The sequence below is a fragment of the Streptomyces griseoloalbus genome (assembly GCA_014650015.1).
In the GTDB taxonomy this organism is placed as follows: Bacteria; Actinomycetota; Actinomycetes; order Streptomycetales; family Streptomycetaceae; genus Streptomyces; species Streptomyces griseoloalbus.
This window is the reverse complement of sequence record BMUD01000033.1, coordinates 62,319-76,737: the sequence shown is the minus strand read 5'-3', so window position 1 is coordinate 76,737 and position 14,419 is coordinate 62,319. Positions and strand designations below refer to the sequence as shown.

The window sequence follows — 14,419 nt, the reverse complement described above, 5'->3', positions numbered from 1 at the left end:
GAGGACGGACACCCCCGACCCGGCCCCGACCCACCCACCACCCACAGGCGCTACCGCAACAACCACACAACCCGCAGCTGCGCCGCAGGCAGACAACACACACCCCCACCGAACCGAACCCCGCACCGCAGGCATCCCCCACGGCCCACGGCCGTCAGCCGACCGGACCCGCCCGGTCCAGGAGGCCCGTCCGGGCGGCCAGGGCCGCCGCCTCCAACCGGGACCCCACGCCCAGTTTCATCAGCACCCGCTGCACATGCGTCCGCGCCGTCGACGGCGCGATGCCCATCCCCGCCGCGATCAGCCGGGTGTCCTCCCCGTCGGCCACCCGCACCAGCACCTCCACCTCCCGAGGCGTCAGCATCCGCAGCAGCCGCTGCCCCTCGTCGTCCGGCTGCGCCACAGGATTCAGCAGCTCACCGAACGCCCCCTGCAACAACTGCGGCGCCACCGCCGCCTCCCCCGCCCGCGCCTTCATCATCGCCCGCTCGACACCCTCTATGCGCTCGTCGTGCCGCACATAGCCCGACGCCCCCGCCGCGAACGCCGCCGCGATGCCCCGCGGCGACGGCACCGGCCCCAGCACGACCACCGCCACCTGCGGCCGCTCCCGCTTGATCTTCACCACCGGATCGAACGTCCCCGGCTCCGCCGGCGCCGCCGTCCCCAGCAGACACACCTCCGGCGCCCTGCTGATCACCAGATCCGCCGCCCCCGCCGCCGGCGCCGCCGCGGCCAGCACCCGGTGTCCCCGCAGCTTCAACGCCGAGGCCAGCGCCTCGGCGAGCAATCGGTGGTCGTCGACCACCATCAGCCGCACTCCCATCGAACAACCAACCCCCCATACCGCGCGCACCCCCTGTGCGCCGCCACCACAATCCGACTCCCCGCGGATGACCCCGGAAGCTACACGCTTGTTCGACGTTGCGCTCCCCCTACCGGCGAGAATCGCCCCGGATCGCCGAAATTCTCGCATTCGATGGTGATGAGCGCATGATGAGCGGTACGCGCACGGCCCCGTCCCTGACCAGGGACGGGGCCGTGAAAAACAACCGGGCGAACGATCAACCCGTGCCAAAGGCGATCACCAGATACTCCTTGTCCGAACTCGAGAAGTCACTGGCATACACACCCGACATGTACAGGCTCCCCTGCGAGAACAGGATCTCGGCGTAATCCGGCAGCATCCGCGTCTCCACGTCCCGCACGGCCTCCGTCGCCGGGTTCTCCATCAGCGTCGTCTGCTGGAAGGTCCCGCCGTCGATGCTGACGATCTGCCCGCCCTTGTCGTAGGGCGGACGCTTGTACGCCAGCACGTTGCCGCCGTCCATCCGCAGCGGAGTGAGCTGGTAGCCGTCACCCGCGTCGGCACGCTGACCGGTCTGCTTGCCGGTCGACAGGTCGAAGGCCACGATCTCGTTGGTCTGGCTGTACTCGCCCTCGCCCTCGTGTTCCTCGGTCGGGATGTACAGCCGGTCGTTGCCGACCGCGAGCCCGCTGCACTTCTCGATCCTGGTGATGATGTCGCAGCGGGCCGCGAACTCCTCACCCGGCGCGGAGATGCGCGTGCGCAGCTTGCCGGTCTTGTTGTCGATGGAGAAGAAGTCCGAGATGCCGCTGCCGTCACCGGCGGTGTCACCGACGTCGGCGGCCACGACCAGCGGGTCGGTGGACACGATGCCGGCGTACTCGATGCCCTCGTCCATCTTGTACTCGGTGATCACCTTCCCGGACTTCGGGTCGATGGTCTGGATGTGCAGCTGACGCTGCTCGTAGGTACCGCACTTGCGGACCGCGACCAGCTTCTCGCCGCCGCCGTACCCGGAGTCGTAGCAGGCGTCGGACGTCTTGGGGGCCCACAGCTGCTTGCCGGAGGCGACGTCCCAGGCGACGCCGCCGCTGGTGCTGCCCGCGGCGACGGTGCCCCCGCTGAGGGTGACGTTGTTGAAGCCGATCGGCATGGTGCCGGACTTGCCGGACTTGGACCACACCTCCTTGCCCGCCTCCAGGTCGATCAACGCGACCTGGGTGCAGCGCTGGAGATCGTCCTTGGTCGGCATGGCCGGCTTGTAGATGATCGCCGTCTTGTTGTCCTCGGTGACGTGGCCGGTGGCCTCGCACACCGGCCCGGGCAGGTCGATCGTCCACTTCTCGGTGCCCTTGGCGCGGTCGTAGCCGACGACTTCGGCGATCCCGCTCTTGGCGTACACCGTGTCGGTCAGCCAGGAGCCGGAGGTGGAGATGGTCGTGCTGTCCTTGGGCACCTGGGGCGCGGGCACCTGGAACAGCACCTTGGAGGCGGTGTCGGCCGGTGCCTTCTCCTTGGCCTCGGAGGACGTCCCACCGGTGCCGCCGCCACCGTTCTTCGCGTCCTTGCCGCCGGTGCCGCCGGAGTCCGCGGTGGTCTCCTTGTCGTCGTCCTTGCCGGACGACGACGCGTACCAGACACCACCGCCGACGATCAGGGCGATGGCCACGACCGCCGAGACGATGATGGCGGCCTGCGCGTTGAACCTCCGCCCGCCACCGGGCTGTCCCGGCTGCGGCGGCATCGGCATGGTCGACGGCTGCGGATACCCGTACCCGGGCTGCCCGTACGGCTGCTGCGGCTGCCCGTACGGCTGCTGCGGCTGCCCGTACGGCCCCGGCTGCTGGCCGTACGGCCCCGGCTGCTGGCCGGGATACCCGTAACCGGCGGCCGGGGTCGGCGGCTGCTGCGGATACCCGTACCCGGGCCCCTGCGGTGCCGCCGGCGGAGGCGTCTGCGGTGCCTGCGGTGCCTGCGGTGCCTGCGGTGCCTGCGGTGCCTGCGGTGCCTGCGGGTATCCGTACCCGGGCTGCGGAGCCTTGTGGAGACCGGGCCCCCCAGAGGGCGTCGGCGGCTGCGCGGGCGGCTGCTGCGAAGGCTGCTGCGAGGAATCCCGCGGCGGCCCGAACCCGGGCTGCTGCGGAGGCTGGTTGGGCGGCGGTGGCGGCTGAGTCATGACGTGAGCACCTCGGAGAAGGGGACGACGGGCGGCGGGAAAGCGAGGAGTACGGAGCGGGACCGGGCGCCTCACTTGCCGTAGGCGAGCATCAACTTCTCCTTCGACTCGTCATTGCCGGTCAGCCGGGTGGTGGAGAGGTAGAAGCGTCCGCCGACCCAGTCGACCGACTTGCTGTAGAAGCTGTTCTCGATGTCCGCGACGCCCTGCGGGTTCCGCATCAGCTCGACCGGCTTGTGGCTGCTGCCGCCGACGGGGAGGGACACGACCCGGCCGCCCGAGTCGTACGAGGGCTCGACGTAGGCGATGAGGTTGCCGCCCTCGACCTTCATGGGCAGCATCGAGTCCTCCGCCGGGGACTTCTCCCGCCACTTCTCCTTGCCGTTGGCGAGGCTGATCGCGACGATCTCGTTGGCACCGGTGGTCGCCTCGGTGGGCAGGTAGAGGGTGTCCTCGTCGACGGCGACGCCCTCGCAGCCCTGGAGGTCGCGGGCGAGGACGGCCCAGCCGCAGCCGGGGGCGAAGTTCTCGTCGACGGAGACCTGGGACCGCACCTTGCCGCCGGCGGTGAAGGCGGCGATGTTCCAGACCTTCTTGTCGCCGTCCTCCTCCTTGGTGGCGTAGAGGACCAGCGGGTCGACGGAGTAGGCCCGCTCGATCCGCCAGCCCTTCTCGTACACGTAGGTCCACTTGACCTTGCCGGTCGCGGGGTCGAGCTCCTGGACCTCGTCGTGCTCGTTGTTGCCGCCGGCGCCGCAGGACGCGACCTGGATCAGCCGCTCGCCGCCCGCGAAGGCGGCGGGGAAGCAGGGGGCGTCGCCGTACTTCTTGGCGTCGAACATTTTCTTCCCGCTGCGCACGTCGTACGCCGTACCGGACTGCGAGCGGCCCACCATCAGCGTGTTGCCGGTGAGGGACATCTCGATGGAGAGCGCGGAGTCGAACAGCGCGCCGTCGGCGACCTCCTGCGTCCAGCCCTTCTCACCGGTGTCGAGGTCGACGAGCTGGAGCTGGTTGCACTTGGCGCGGTCGCTGCTGCCGCTCATGTAGGCGATGACGATCTTGTCGTCGGACGTCTTGCCGTGGGTGACCGCGCAGATCTTCTGCGGGAAGGCGATGGTCTTCCAGGCGGGCTTGCCGTCACCGACGTGGTAGGCGGAGAGCTCCTTGTAGGCCGCCTTCACCGCCGTCTTGTCGGTGATCCACATGCCGGGGGCGTCGGCGCCGGAACCGGGCGCGTCGGGCGCCTCCTTGTACCAGAGCACCTTGGACTCACCGGCCTGGCGGCCCTCGTTGAGGTTGTCCGGGTCCTCGCCGCCGTCGCCGCTGCCGTCGCCCGGGTTGACCGGGGCGCCGCCGGAGCCGTCCGGCTTGGGGTCGTCGGTCTGCTTCGAGACGGGCTTGTCGTCCTTCTTGCCGTCGCCACCGGTGACGGCCCACACGGTGCCGCCGATCACCAGCAGTGCGGCCACCGCGGCGCCGACGACCAGGGCGGGCTTGCCGCGGAAGGGGTTGCGGGAGCCGGACCCGCCGGGCGGGGTGCCGGGCGCCCCCGGGAACTGCGGCGGCGGGTACCCGTACCCCGGCTGCCCGTACGGTCCCGGCTGCTGCTGCGGCTGACCGTACGGTCCCGGCTGCGGCTGCTGCTGCCCGTACGGACCCGGCTGCGGCTGCTGCTGCCCGTAGGCTCCGGAGTTGTACGGCCCGGAGGCGTACGGGCCCGGCTGCTGCGGAGGCTGCTGCGGGTAGCCGTACCCGGGCTGCGGCGCACCGGACGGCGGCCCCTGCGGAGGCGGCGGGGTCTGCGGAGCCCCGAAACCACCACCGGGTGGCGGTTCCTGCGGCGCTCCGAAGCCACCGTGCGGCGGCTGGTTGGGCGGCTGAGTCATCAGCGCGTTCCCCCTTACTCACTGATTTTTAGCCACGCCCTGAGGTACGTGATGAACCCAGAGCCGTCTGCAGACAGTTCTCAGACGGCTCTTTCTATCACCGGCATCGACGCGCCACCGGGCCGCGCCCTCCCCTGTTCCCAAGGGAGGACCGGCCTGTGATGCCCTCGTTACGCGCCTTCACCGCCTCTTCACGCGGCGCGCGCTCCCCTCGCGCAGGCGCGCGGCGAGCCCGTACGCCGGTCTAGGCGTCCTCCGCCAGTTCCAGCCACCGCAGCTCCAGTTCCTCCCGCTGCCCGGCCAGTTCGCGCAGTTCGGCGTCGAGTCCGGCCACCTTCGCGAAGTCGGTGGCCTGTTCGGCGATGGCGGCGTGCAGCGCGGTCTCCTTCTCGGAGATCTTGTCCAGCTGGCGCTCGATCTTCTGCAGTTCCTTCTTGGCGGCGCGTTGGTCGGCGGCGCTCTTCTCCGGCGTCGCGCCCGGTGTCACCGCGGCCGGGACGGCGGCCACCGCGGCGGCGGCGGCCTCCTCCATCCGCTTGCGCCGCTCCAGGTACTCGTCGATACCGCGCGGCAGCATCCGCAGGGTGCCGTCGCCGAGGAGGGCGAACACCCGGTCGGTGGTGCGCTCGAGGAAGAAGCGGTCGTGGGAGATGACGATCATCGAGCCGGGCCAGCCGTCGAGGACGTCCTCGAGCTGGGTGAGGGTCTCGATGTCGAGGTCGTTGGTGGGCTCGTCGAGGAAGAGGACGTTGGGCTCGTCCATCAGCAGCCGCAGCAGCTGCAACCGCCGCCGCTCACCGCCGGACAGGTCCCCGACCGGCGTCCACTGCTTCTCCTTGTTGAATCCGAACGTCTCGCACAGCTGACCGGCGGTCATCTCGCGCCCCTTGCCGAGGTCGACGCGCTCGCGCACCTGCTGCACGGCCTGCAGCACCCGCCAGGTGGGGTCGAGTTCGGCGACCTCCTGGGAGAGATAGGCGAGCTTGACCGTCTTGCCGACGCGGACGCGGCCCGCCGCGGGCTGGGCCTCGCCCTCGGTCAGGGCGGCCTGGGCCAGGGCCCGCAGCAGGGACGTCTTCCCGGCACCGTTGACGCCGACCAGGCCGATGCGGTCGCCGGGGCCGAGCTGCCAGGTGACGTGCTTGAGCAGCATCTTGGGGCCGGCCTGGACGGTGACGTCCTCCAGGTCGAACACCGTCTTGCCCAGCCGTGAGGAGGCGAACTTCATCAGCTCGCTGCTGTCGCGGGGCGGGGGGACGTCCTTGATGAGCTCGTTGGCGGCCTCGACGCGGAAGCGCGGCTTGGAGGTCCGCGCGGGGGCGCCGCGCCGCAGCCAGGCGAGCTCCTTGCGGACCAGGTTCTGCCGCTTGACCTCCTCGGTGGCGGCGATGCGTTCGCGCTCCGCGCGGGCGAAGACGTAGTCGGAGTAACCGCCCTCGTACTCGTACACGTCACCGCGCTGCACGTCCCACATGCGGGTGCAGACCTGGTCGAGGAACCAGCGGTCGTGGGTGACGCACACGAGCGCGGACCGGCGGGTCCGCAGGTGCTGGGCGAGCCAGGCGATGCCCTCGACGTCGAGGTGGTTGGTCGGCTCGTCGAGGACGACCAGGTCCTGCTCCTCGATGAGCAGCTTGGCGAGCGCGATCCGCCGCCGCTCACCGCCGGAGAGCGGCCCGATGACGGTGTCGAGGCCCTTGGGGAACCCGGGCAGGTCCAGCCCGCCGAACAGCCCGGTCAGTACGTCCCTGACCTTGGCGTTGCCGGCCCACTCGTGGTCGGCCATGTCCCCGATCACCTCGTGCCGGACGGTGGCCCCGGGGTCGAGGGAGTCGTGCTGGGTGAGCACCCCGAGCCGCAGCCCGCCGGAGTGCGTCACGCGCCCGGTGTCCGCGTCCTCCAGCCGGGCGAGCATCCGGATGAGCGTGGTCTTGCCGTCGCCGTTGCGCCCCACCACCCCGATCCGGTCCCCTTCGGAAACGCCGAGGGAAATCCCGTCGAGCAGTGCACGTGTGCCGTACACCTTGCTGACGTTCTCGACATTGACCAGGTTGACGGCCATTTCTCTCCTGCCTGGGGGATCGATCAGTTTTCCAGCGTAGGCCCTGACCGACAGCGGTCGGCGCGCGAGGGGACGGCCCCTCGCACCACCGGCGGGGGAGTGCCCCTCACATCACGGTCGCCCCCGGCGCCGGACCCGACGCCGTGCGTACCGTGCGGCAGGTTCCGGAGGCCCGCAGGGCGTCGGCGACCGTGGCCGCCGACTCCGCGTCCGGGGCGAGGAACGCCGTGGTCGGGCCGGAGCCCGAGACCAGCGCCGCCAGTGCGCCCGCCGCCCGCCCCGCCGCGAGGGTGTCCGCGAGCCGGGGGAACAGCGACAGGGCGGCCGGCTGGAGATCGTTGGAGACGGTGGCGGCGAGCGCGTCGGGGTCGCCCTTGGCCAGGGCGGCGAGCAGTTCCCCCGAGGCCACGGGCTCGGGGATGTCCCGGCCCCGCGCCAGCCGGTCGAACTCACGGAAGACCGCCGGGGTCGACAGCCCCCGCGACGCCATCGCGAACACCCAGTGGAAGGTGCCGCCCACCTCCAGCGCCGTCAGCTTCTCGCCCCGTCCGGTGCCCAGCGCCGCCCCTCCCACCAGGCTGAACGGCACGTCGCTGCCCAGTTCGGCGCAGATGTCGAGGAGTTCCTCGCGCGAGGCGCCGGTCCCCCACAGGGCGTCGCAGGCCAGCAGGGCGCCCGCGCCGTCCGCGCTGCCGCCCGCCATGCCGCCGGCGACGGGGATGTCCTTGGCGATGTGGAGGTGGACGTCCGCGTCACGGCCGTACCGCCCGGCGAGCATCAGGGCGGCGCGCGCCGCGAGGTTCGTGCGGTCCAGCGGAACCTGGTCGGCGTCCGGGCCCTCGCAGGTGATCCGCAGTCCGTCCGGTGACGGGGTGACGGTGACCTCGTCGTACAGGCCGACCGCGAGGAAGACGTTGGCCAGGTCGTGGAAGCCGTCGGGGCGGGCGGCGCCGACCGCGAGCTGGACGTTGACCTTGGCGGGGACGCGGACGGTGACGCTCACGCGGTGGGCTCCTTGTGTTCGGCGATGCGCGCGAACTCCTCGACGGTCAGGGACTCCCCCCGGGCCTGCGGCGACACCCCCGCCGCGACGAGGGCGGCCTCGGCCGCCGCCGCCGAGCCGGCCCAGCCGGCGAGCGCGGCCCGCAGCGTCTTGCGGCGCTGCGCGAAGGCCGCGTCGACGACGGCGAACACCTCGCGCCGGGAGGCGCCGGTCTTCAGCGGCTCCGCCCGGCGGACCAGCGAGACCAGCCCGCTGTCGACGTTGGGGGCGGGCCAGAAGACGTTCCGTCCGATGGCCCCGGCCCGCTTGACCTCGGCGTACCAGTTGGCCTTGACCGAGGGCACGCCGTACACCTTCGAGCCGGGCGGCGCGGCGAGCCGGTCGGCGACCTCCGCCTGGACCATGACGAGGGTGCGTTCGATGCTCGGGAAGTTCTCGAGCATGTGCAGCAGCACCGGGACGGCCACGTTGTAGGGCAGGTTGGCGACCAGGGCGGTCGGGGCGGGGCCGGGCAGCCCGGTGACGTGCATCGCGTCGGAGTGGACCAGCTCGAACCGCTCGGCGCGCTGGGGCATGCGGGCCGCGACGGTCGCGGGCAGCGCGGCGGCCAGGACGTCGTCGATCTCGACGGCGGTGACCCGGTCGGCGGCCTCCAGCAGCGCCAGCGTAAGCGAGCCGAGCCCCGGGCCGACCTCGACGACCACGTCGTCGGGGCGCACCCCGGCGGTGCGGACGATACGGCGGACCGTGTTGGCGTCGATGACGAAGTTCTGGCCGCGCTGCTTGGTGGGCCGTACGCCGAGGGCGGCCGCCAGTTCACGGATGTCGGCGGGGCCCAGGAGGGCGTCGGGGGTGGGGCTGGTCACGGGACAAGGGTACGGGGCGGCGTGGGGGGCCCGTGGCGCGCCTCGGTCTCGTCGCCGTGGCCGACTGCCGTGCCCGGGGCGGGCGTGATCGCGTCGCGGGGGTCCCGATCGGGATACCGGAACCCGGCCGAGCGCCGATCACGCTCCGGGCGGCACGACTGCACACCGTGTGCGAACGTGGGCCTCCCGCTTCGCGCCTCAGTAGCCGAAGGCGCGGGCCGTGTTCGCCCCGAGCGCCGTGGCCAGGGCGTCCTCGTCGATGCCCCGTACGGCCGCCATGGCACGCACCGTGACCGGCACCAGGTACGGGGCGTTGGGCCGCCCCCGGTAGGGAACCGGGGTCAGGAACGGCGCGTCGGTCTCCACCAGGACCAGCTCCAGCGGGGTCACGGCGAGCGCGTCCCGCAGGTTCCGCGCGTTCTTGAAGGTGACGTTGCCCGCGAAGGACATGAAGTAGCCCGCGCCCGCGCAGATCTCCGCCATCTCGGCGTCCCCCGAGTAGCAGTGGAAGACGGTGCGCTCGGGGGCGCCCTCCTCCTTCAGTACGCGCAGGACGTCCGCGTGGGCGTCGCGGTCGTGGATCACCAGGGCCTTGCCGTGCCGCTTGGCGATCTCGATGTGGGCGCGGAAGGACCGCTCCTGCGCCTCCTTGCCGTCGGGCCCGGTGCGGAAGTAGTCGAGCCCGGTCTCGCCGACGCCCTTGACCTGGGGCAGCGCGGCCAGCCGGTCGATCTCGGCGAGCGCCTCGTCCAGTCCCGCGTCCCCGCCCGGCTCACGGGCTCCCTGCCGGGACCAGCCGTCGGGATCGCCGCGGACGATGCGCGGGGCCTCGTTGGGGTGCAGCGCGACCGTCGCGTGGACGGCGTCGTACGCGGCGGCCGTCTGTGCCGCCCACCGGGACCCCTTGAGGTCGCAGCCGACCTGCACGACCGTCGCCACACCCACCGACGCGGCCTTGGCGAGGGCCTCCTCGACCGTGCCGGACTGCATGTCGAGGTGGGTGTGGGAGTCGGCGACCGGCACCCGCAGGGGCTCCGGGAGCGGCGGGGCGGCGTTCTTGTCGGGGGCGTTCGCAGGCATGCCCCCGATCCTACGAAAGCTCCGCGGGCGTCAGCTCGCCCTGCGGAAGGGGGACAGCAGGTCGGACAGGTGCCAGTGGTGCCGCTCCCCGGCCGAGGCGGCCGATGAGGCCGATGCCGCCGATGGACCTGAGGCCGTCGATGCCGCTGACGCGGCCGACGCGACCCTGCCCGGCCGCATGATCCGCACGACGTGACCGTCGCAGTTCTGGCACGTCGGCCGGTTCAGCGGGGAGGGCACGACCCGGCCGTCCGCCACGTAGATCACGAATTCGTGGCCGTCGGCGTCGGTGTGGTGCTCTATCTCGTACGACTGCTCCCAGCCGTACCCGCAGCGCATGCAGGCGAAGGAATACGACTCGTCGACGACGGCGGTGGCGCCCGCGCGCAGCCCTGTGTGCCCCGAGATCTCGGTCATGCCGGCTCCTGTCGGTCCCCTGGCGGAACGGTTCGGATCCGTCCCTGCTGCCAGTGGACTGCGCCGCGGACGCGGGCGCAGGAGGGGCTGCCGAGTATTGGCGGCGATTTGGGTGTTCCTTGCCGAAGCGCGCCGAGCCTTTTACCGGTGCCTGGGCTTCACGTCTCTCGGGGGCGCGGGGAACCGCGCGACCAGCTCCCGGCGACCGCCGGACGGGATGCTCCGCGTCGCTAGCGGCGCTCCCCGGAGCCGGGACTTCCGGCGGCGTTCTTGGACGCCACCACCGCGTCGAACACCTGCCGCTTGGGGACCCCGGCCTCCACCGCCACCGCGGCGATCGCCTCCTTGCGCCGCTCCCCCGCCTCCTCGCGCACCCGCACCCGGCGCACCAGTTCGGCGGCGTCCAGCTCCTCGGGCCCCTTCTCCGGCGCGCCCTCGACGACCACGGTGATCTCCCCGCGCACTCCCTCGGCCGCCCACGCGGCCAGCTCGGCCAGCGGGCCCCGCCGGACCTCCTCGTAGGTCTTGGTCAGCTCCCGGCAGACGGCGGCCCGGCGCTCCGCGCCGAACACCTCGGCCATCGCGGCGAGCGTGTCGTCCAGCCGGTGCGGTGCCTCGAAGTAGACGAGGGTGCGCCGCTCCCCGGCCACCTCGCGCAGCCGCCCCAGCCGCTCTCCCGCCTTGCGGGGCAGGAACCCCTCGAAGCAGAACCGGTCCACGGGCAGCCCGGACAGGGCGAGCGCGGTGAGCACGGCGGACGGCCCGGGCACCGCGGTGACCTTGATGTCCCGCTCGACGGCCGCGGCGACCAGCCGGTACCCGGGGTCGGACACGGACGGCATCCCGGCGTCCGTCACCAGCAGCACGCGCGCGCCGCCCGCCAGCTCCTCGACCAGCTCGGGCGTACGGGCGGACTCGTTGCCCTCGAAGTACGACACGACCCGCCCCTGGGGCGTGACGCCGAGCGCCTGGGTCAGCCGCCGCAGCCGCCGGGTGTCCTCGGCGGCGACGACGTCGGCGCCGGCCAGTTCCTCGGCGAGCCGGGGCGGGGCGTCGGAGACGTCGCCGATGGGGGTGCCTGCGAGTACGAGGGTTCCGGTCACGCCCCCATCCTCCCAGGAGCGGACGGAGGCGGGTCGTACCGCCCATGCGCGGGACTCACACAGCGCCGTTCCCTACGATGGCGCGGTGACGAGTACCGCGTCCTCCACGGACACCCGGCAGGACCAGCCGCCGCACGAGCAGCAGCCGTCGTGGCACCAGCGGCTGCGTCGTTTCGGCTACCAGGCGCCGGGACCCGGAGGTGATGTCCGCGACCGCCTGGTCCCGCCGTACACCGAGCCGTCCGCCCGGCTGTGGGCGACGTTCGGGGTGCCGCCGGTGCTCGGGGGGCGCATCACCCGCTGGTCGGCGTGGGGCGGTCCGCTGCTGGTCACGCTGCTGGCGGGGGTGCTGCGGTTCTGGAACCTGGGCAGCCCGAAGGCGGTGATATTCGACGAGACGTACTACGCCAAGGACGCGTGGGCGCTGGTTCACCGCGGCTTCGAGGTCAACTGGGACAAGAACGCCAACGACCTGATCCTCTCCTCCGGAGGGAACGTCCCGATCCCGACGGACGCCGCGTATGTCGTGCATCCGCCGGTCGGCAAGTACGTCATCGGGCTGGGCGAGCTGATGTTCGGTTTCGACCCGTTCGGCTGGCGGTTCATGACCGCCCTGCTGGGCACGCTCTCCGTCCTGATGCTGTGCCGTATCGGCCGGCGGCTGTTCCGCTCCACGTTCCTGGGCTGTCTCGCGGGTGCGCTGATGGCGGTGGACGGGCTGCACTTCGTGATGAGCCGGACCGCGCTGCTCGACGGCGTGCTGATGTTCTTCGTGGTCGCGGCCTTCGGCTGTCTGGTGGTCGACCGGGACCGGGCGCGGGAGAAACTCGCCGCCGCCCTGCCCGTGGGCTCCGACGGGCGGGCAAGGCCGGACGCGGACGTCGCCGAGACCACGCGGATCGGGTTCCGGCCGTGGCGCCTGGCGGCGGGTCTGATGCTGGGCCTGGCGATCGGCACGAAGTGGAACGGCCTGTATGTCACGGCCGCGTTCTGCGTGATGGCGGTGCTCTGGGACGTCGGCTCGCGCAGGGTCGCGGGCGCGCACCGGCCCCGGCTGGCGGTCCTGAAGCGCGACCTGGGCTGGGCGTTCCTGTCCACCGTCCCGGTGGCGGTGGTCACCTACTTCGCCTCCTGGATCGGCTGGATCCTCTCCCCGGCCGACGGCACCGGCGGCTACTACCGCGACTGGGCGGTGAAGGACGGCAGGAACAGCGACTGGTCCTGGCTGTTCCCCGACTGGTGGCGCAGCCTGTGGCACTACGAGAACCAGGTGTACGACTTCCATGTGGGCCTGTCCTCGCCCCACACCTACGAGTCCAACCCGTGGAGCTGGATCGTCACCGGCCGCCCGGTCTCCTACTTCTACGAGTCCCCGGCGCCCGGCACGGACGGCTGTGCCGCCGACGCGGGCGGGAAGTGCGCCCGTGAGGTGCTGGCGATCGGCACGCCCCTGCTGTGGTGGGTGGCGGGCTTCGCCCTCCTCTACGTCCTGTGGCGCTGGTTGTTCCGCCGTGACTGGCGCGCCGGCGCCATCGCCTGCGGCATCGCGGCCGGCTACGCCCCCTGGTTCTTCTACCAGGAACGCACGATCTTCTTCTTCTACGCGATCGTCTTCCTCCCCTTCCTGTGCCTGGCGGTGGCGATGCTGCTGGGCGCGCTGGTCGGCCCGCCCCGCTCCTCCGACACCCGCCGTGTCGCGGGCGCGACGGCCGCGGGCGTACTGACCCTCCTGATCGTCTGGAACTTCATCTACTTCTGGCCCATCTACACCGGCACGTCGATCCCGATCGACGACTGGCGGGCGCGGATGTGGCTGGACACGTGGGTCTAGGGCCTGTCTGACCATTCGCGTCGTCGCCCGCAGGGCGGCCTCGCGGCGTCAGGTGCGTGCTCTCGGCGTGCCGGGCGTAGAGCCTCGTACGGGATGTACTCGGCTCTGCGCCCGGTGCGGCGAGAGTGCGTGCATGGCGTCGCGAGGCAGGCGGGAATGGTCAGACAGGCCCTTAGCCGGACAGGCGTCCCACGGGGCGCGGCGGAGTGCCGCGTCCCGGTGGCTGTTGTCGGTGGACCGCCGGCGGGAGAGCTCTCGGCTCGGAAAGCCGAGGTGATCTACGGGCGGTCGTTCGGCCGGCCTGGGCGGGACTGGTACGGCATGCGTATCCCGCCGTCCCGCCGATGAGTACCCGTACTCATGCCAGGGCGTGTCCCGCGGTCCATCTTTGACATCACCACCCCGGACGGACCGAAGGAATGTCGATGCCGAACGCCTCCCGCCCGCGCCTGCGCCGACTCCTCGTGTTCGCCACGGGCAATTGGCTCGCCCGCGGCTATCTGGCCGTATGCGCCGCGTCCGTCCTGGTCATGTTCCTCTTCCCGGGCAGTGACCTCGCCCTTGGCCCCCTGATGCTCACGGCGCCGCTCTCCCTCGTGAGCGTGGTTCTCCCCTTCGGCCCCGGCACGGAGGGCAGCGGAGCGGTCGACGTGCTCGCCGCCGGCTTCTGGACCCTTTGGCTCCTGTTGTGTGCCCTCGTGAACGCCGCCGTGCTGGGTGCTCTCGTCGCGAGATCCGTGACCACCGCACCGGCCGGCGTGCGTGACTCCCTGCCCCGTATCACGGCCTCTTCCGAGCCGGGGGGAGCCGACATGGCGCGTTCCGCGCGGCCTCATCCGCACGGCGTTCGGGCTCTGTTGGCGCCCGCCGTCGACAACTGGCTGGCGCGCGGGTACCTCGCTGTGGTCGCGGCGTCGCTGGGGTTCTTCCTGTACGCCGTGTACCTGTCGCCGGACCCGGGGTTCGCCGGGATCTGGCCGTTCATGGCCACGGCGCCGCTCGGCATCCTCGCCTTCCTGGTGGCATCACCTGCGGAGTACTTCTCGCTCTCCTGGCTGAGCCCGCTGCTCTTCTCCGTCGGTGTGGGACTGTCCGGGCTGGTCAACGCCGCGCTGTTCGGCTTGCTGGCACGCAGGCTGCGGGCGCCGGGAGTACGCCCGGCGACCTGAGGGACGCCGCACACC

Annotated in this window: 11 protein-coding genes; 2 read left to right on the top strand and 9 right to left on the bottom strand. The window is 71.9% G+C overall.

Annotated features, from left to right (window positions below):
* Positions 1-154: 154 nt before the first annotated feature.
* From IE178_RS32855 to rsmI, 9 genes are all read right to left on the bottom strand, one after another.
* Complete coding sequence (locus tag IE178_RS32855; RefSeq protein WP_184763696.1) at positions 155-826, bottom strand: helix-turn-helix transcriptional regulator; 672 nt, start codon at positions 824-826, stop codon at positions 155-157.
* A 238-nt stretch (positions 827-1,064) separates the two neighbouring features.
* The gene (locus tag IE178_RS32850; RefSeq protein ID WP_193514783.1) at positions 1,065-2,984 is read right to left on the bottom strand and encodes an outer membrane protein assembly factor BamB family protein; all 1,920 of its coding nucleotides are present in this window, start codon (positions 2,982-2,984) and stop codon (positions 1,065-1,067) included.
* A 71-nt stretch (positions 2,985-3,055) separates the two neighbouring features.
* Positions 3,056-4,873, bottom strand: a complete 1,818-nt coding sequence (locus tag IE178_RS32845) for an outer membrane protein assembly factor BamB family protein (protein WP_193514782.1) — start codon at positions 4,871-4,873, stop codon at positions 3,056-3,058.
* A gap of 244 nt (positions 4,874-5,117) precedes the next feature.
* Positions 5,118-6,935: an ABC-F family ATP-binding cassette domain-containing protein gene (locus tag IE178_RS32840; RefSeq protein ID WP_193514781.1), complete on the bottom strand. Its 1,818-nt coding sequence runs from the start codon at positions 6,933-6,935 to the stop codon at positions 5,118-5,120.
* A gap of 106 nt (positions 6,936-7,041) precedes the next feature.
* Entirely contained in the window at positions 7,042-7,938 is an 897-nt protein-coding gene (locus tag IE178_RS32835; protein ID WP_193514780.1) for a 4-(cytidine 5'-diphospho)-2-C-methyl-D-erythritol kinase, read from the bottom strand.
* The gene (gene rsmA / locus IE178_RS32830; protein ID WP_193514779.1) at positions 7,935-8,804 is read right to left on the bottom strand and encodes a 16S rRNA (adenine(1518)-N(6)/adenine(1519)-N(6))-dimethyltransferase RsmA; all 870 of its coding nucleotides are present in this window, start codon (positions 8,802-8,804) and stop codon (positions 7,935-7,937) included. The genes IE178_RS32835 and rsmA overlap by 4 nt, the downstream gene beginning before the upstream one ends.
* Before the next feature lie 198 nt (positions 8,805-9,002).
* Positions 9,003-9,884: a TatD family hydrolase gene (locus IE178_RS32825; RefSeq protein WP_193514778.1), complete on the bottom strand. Its 882-nt coding sequence runs from the start codon at positions 9,882-9,884 to the stop codon at positions 9,003-9,005.
* Between the two features lie 30 nt (positions 9,885-9,914).
* Entirely contained in the window at positions 9,915-10,301 is a 387-nt protein-coding gene (locus IE178_RS32820; protein WP_193514777.1) for a hypothetical protein, read from the bottom strand.
* A 230-nt stretch (positions 10,302-10,531) separates the two neighbouring features.
* Positions 10,532-11,404: a 16S rRNA (cytidine(1402)-2'-O)-methyltransferase gene (gene rsmI / locus IE178_RS32815; RefSeq protein ID WP_184763704.1), complete on the bottom strand. Its 873-nt coding sequence runs from the start codon at positions 11,402-11,404 to the stop codon at positions 10,532-10,534.
* A gap of 85 nt (positions 11,405-11,489) precedes the next feature.
* Between rsmI and IE178_RS32810 the strand changes: the two genes are divergently transcribed.
* Both IE178_RS32810 and IE178_RS32805 read left to right on the top strand, forming a co-directional pair.
* On the top strand, positions 11,490-13,235 hold the full coding sequence (locus IE178_RS32810; RefSeq protein WP_193514776.1) for a dolichyl-phosphate-mannose--protein mannosyltransferase: 1,746 nt from the start codon (positions 11,490-11,492) through the stop codon (positions 13,233-13,235).
* 425 nt (positions 13,236-13,660) lie between these two features.
* Entirely contained in the window at positions 13,661-14,404 is a 744-nt protein-coding gene (locus tag IE178_RS32805; protein WP_193514775.1) for an SCO4225 family membrane protein, read from the top strand.
* The last annotated feature ends 15 nt before the right edge of the window (positions 14,405-14,419 follow it).

Bases quoted from the DNA above. Each gene is read 5' to 3' on its own strand.
- IE178_RS32805 (WP_193514775.1), top strand. From the start codon at position 13,661: ATGCCGAACGCCTCCCGCCCGCGCCTGCGCCGACTCCTCGTGTTCGCC.
- IE178_RS32855 (WP_184763696.1), bottom strand. From the start codon at position 826: ATGGGAGTGCGGCTGATGGTGGTCGACGACCACCGATTGCTCGCCGAG.
- IE178_RS32820 (WP_193514777.1), bottom strand. From the start codon at position 10,301: ATGACCGAGATCTCGGGGCACACAGGGCTGCGCGCGGGCGCCACCGCC.
- IE178_RS32850 (WP_193514783.1), bottom strand. From the start codon at position 2,984: ATGACTCAGCCGCCACCGCCGCCCAACCAGCCTCCGCAGCAGCCCGGG.
- IE178_RS32845 (WP_193514782.1), bottom strand. From the start codon at position 4,873: ATGACTCAGCCGCCCAACCAGCCGCCGCACGGTGGCTTCGGAGCGCCG.
- IE178_RS32840 (WP_193514781.1), bottom strand. From the start codon at position 6,935: ATGGCCGTCAACCTGGTCAATGTCGAGAACGTCAGCAAGGTGTACGGC.
- IE178_RS32825 (WP_193514778.1), bottom strand. From the start codon at position 9,884: ATGCCTGCGAACGCCCCCGACAAGAACGCCGCCCCGCCGCTCCCGGAG.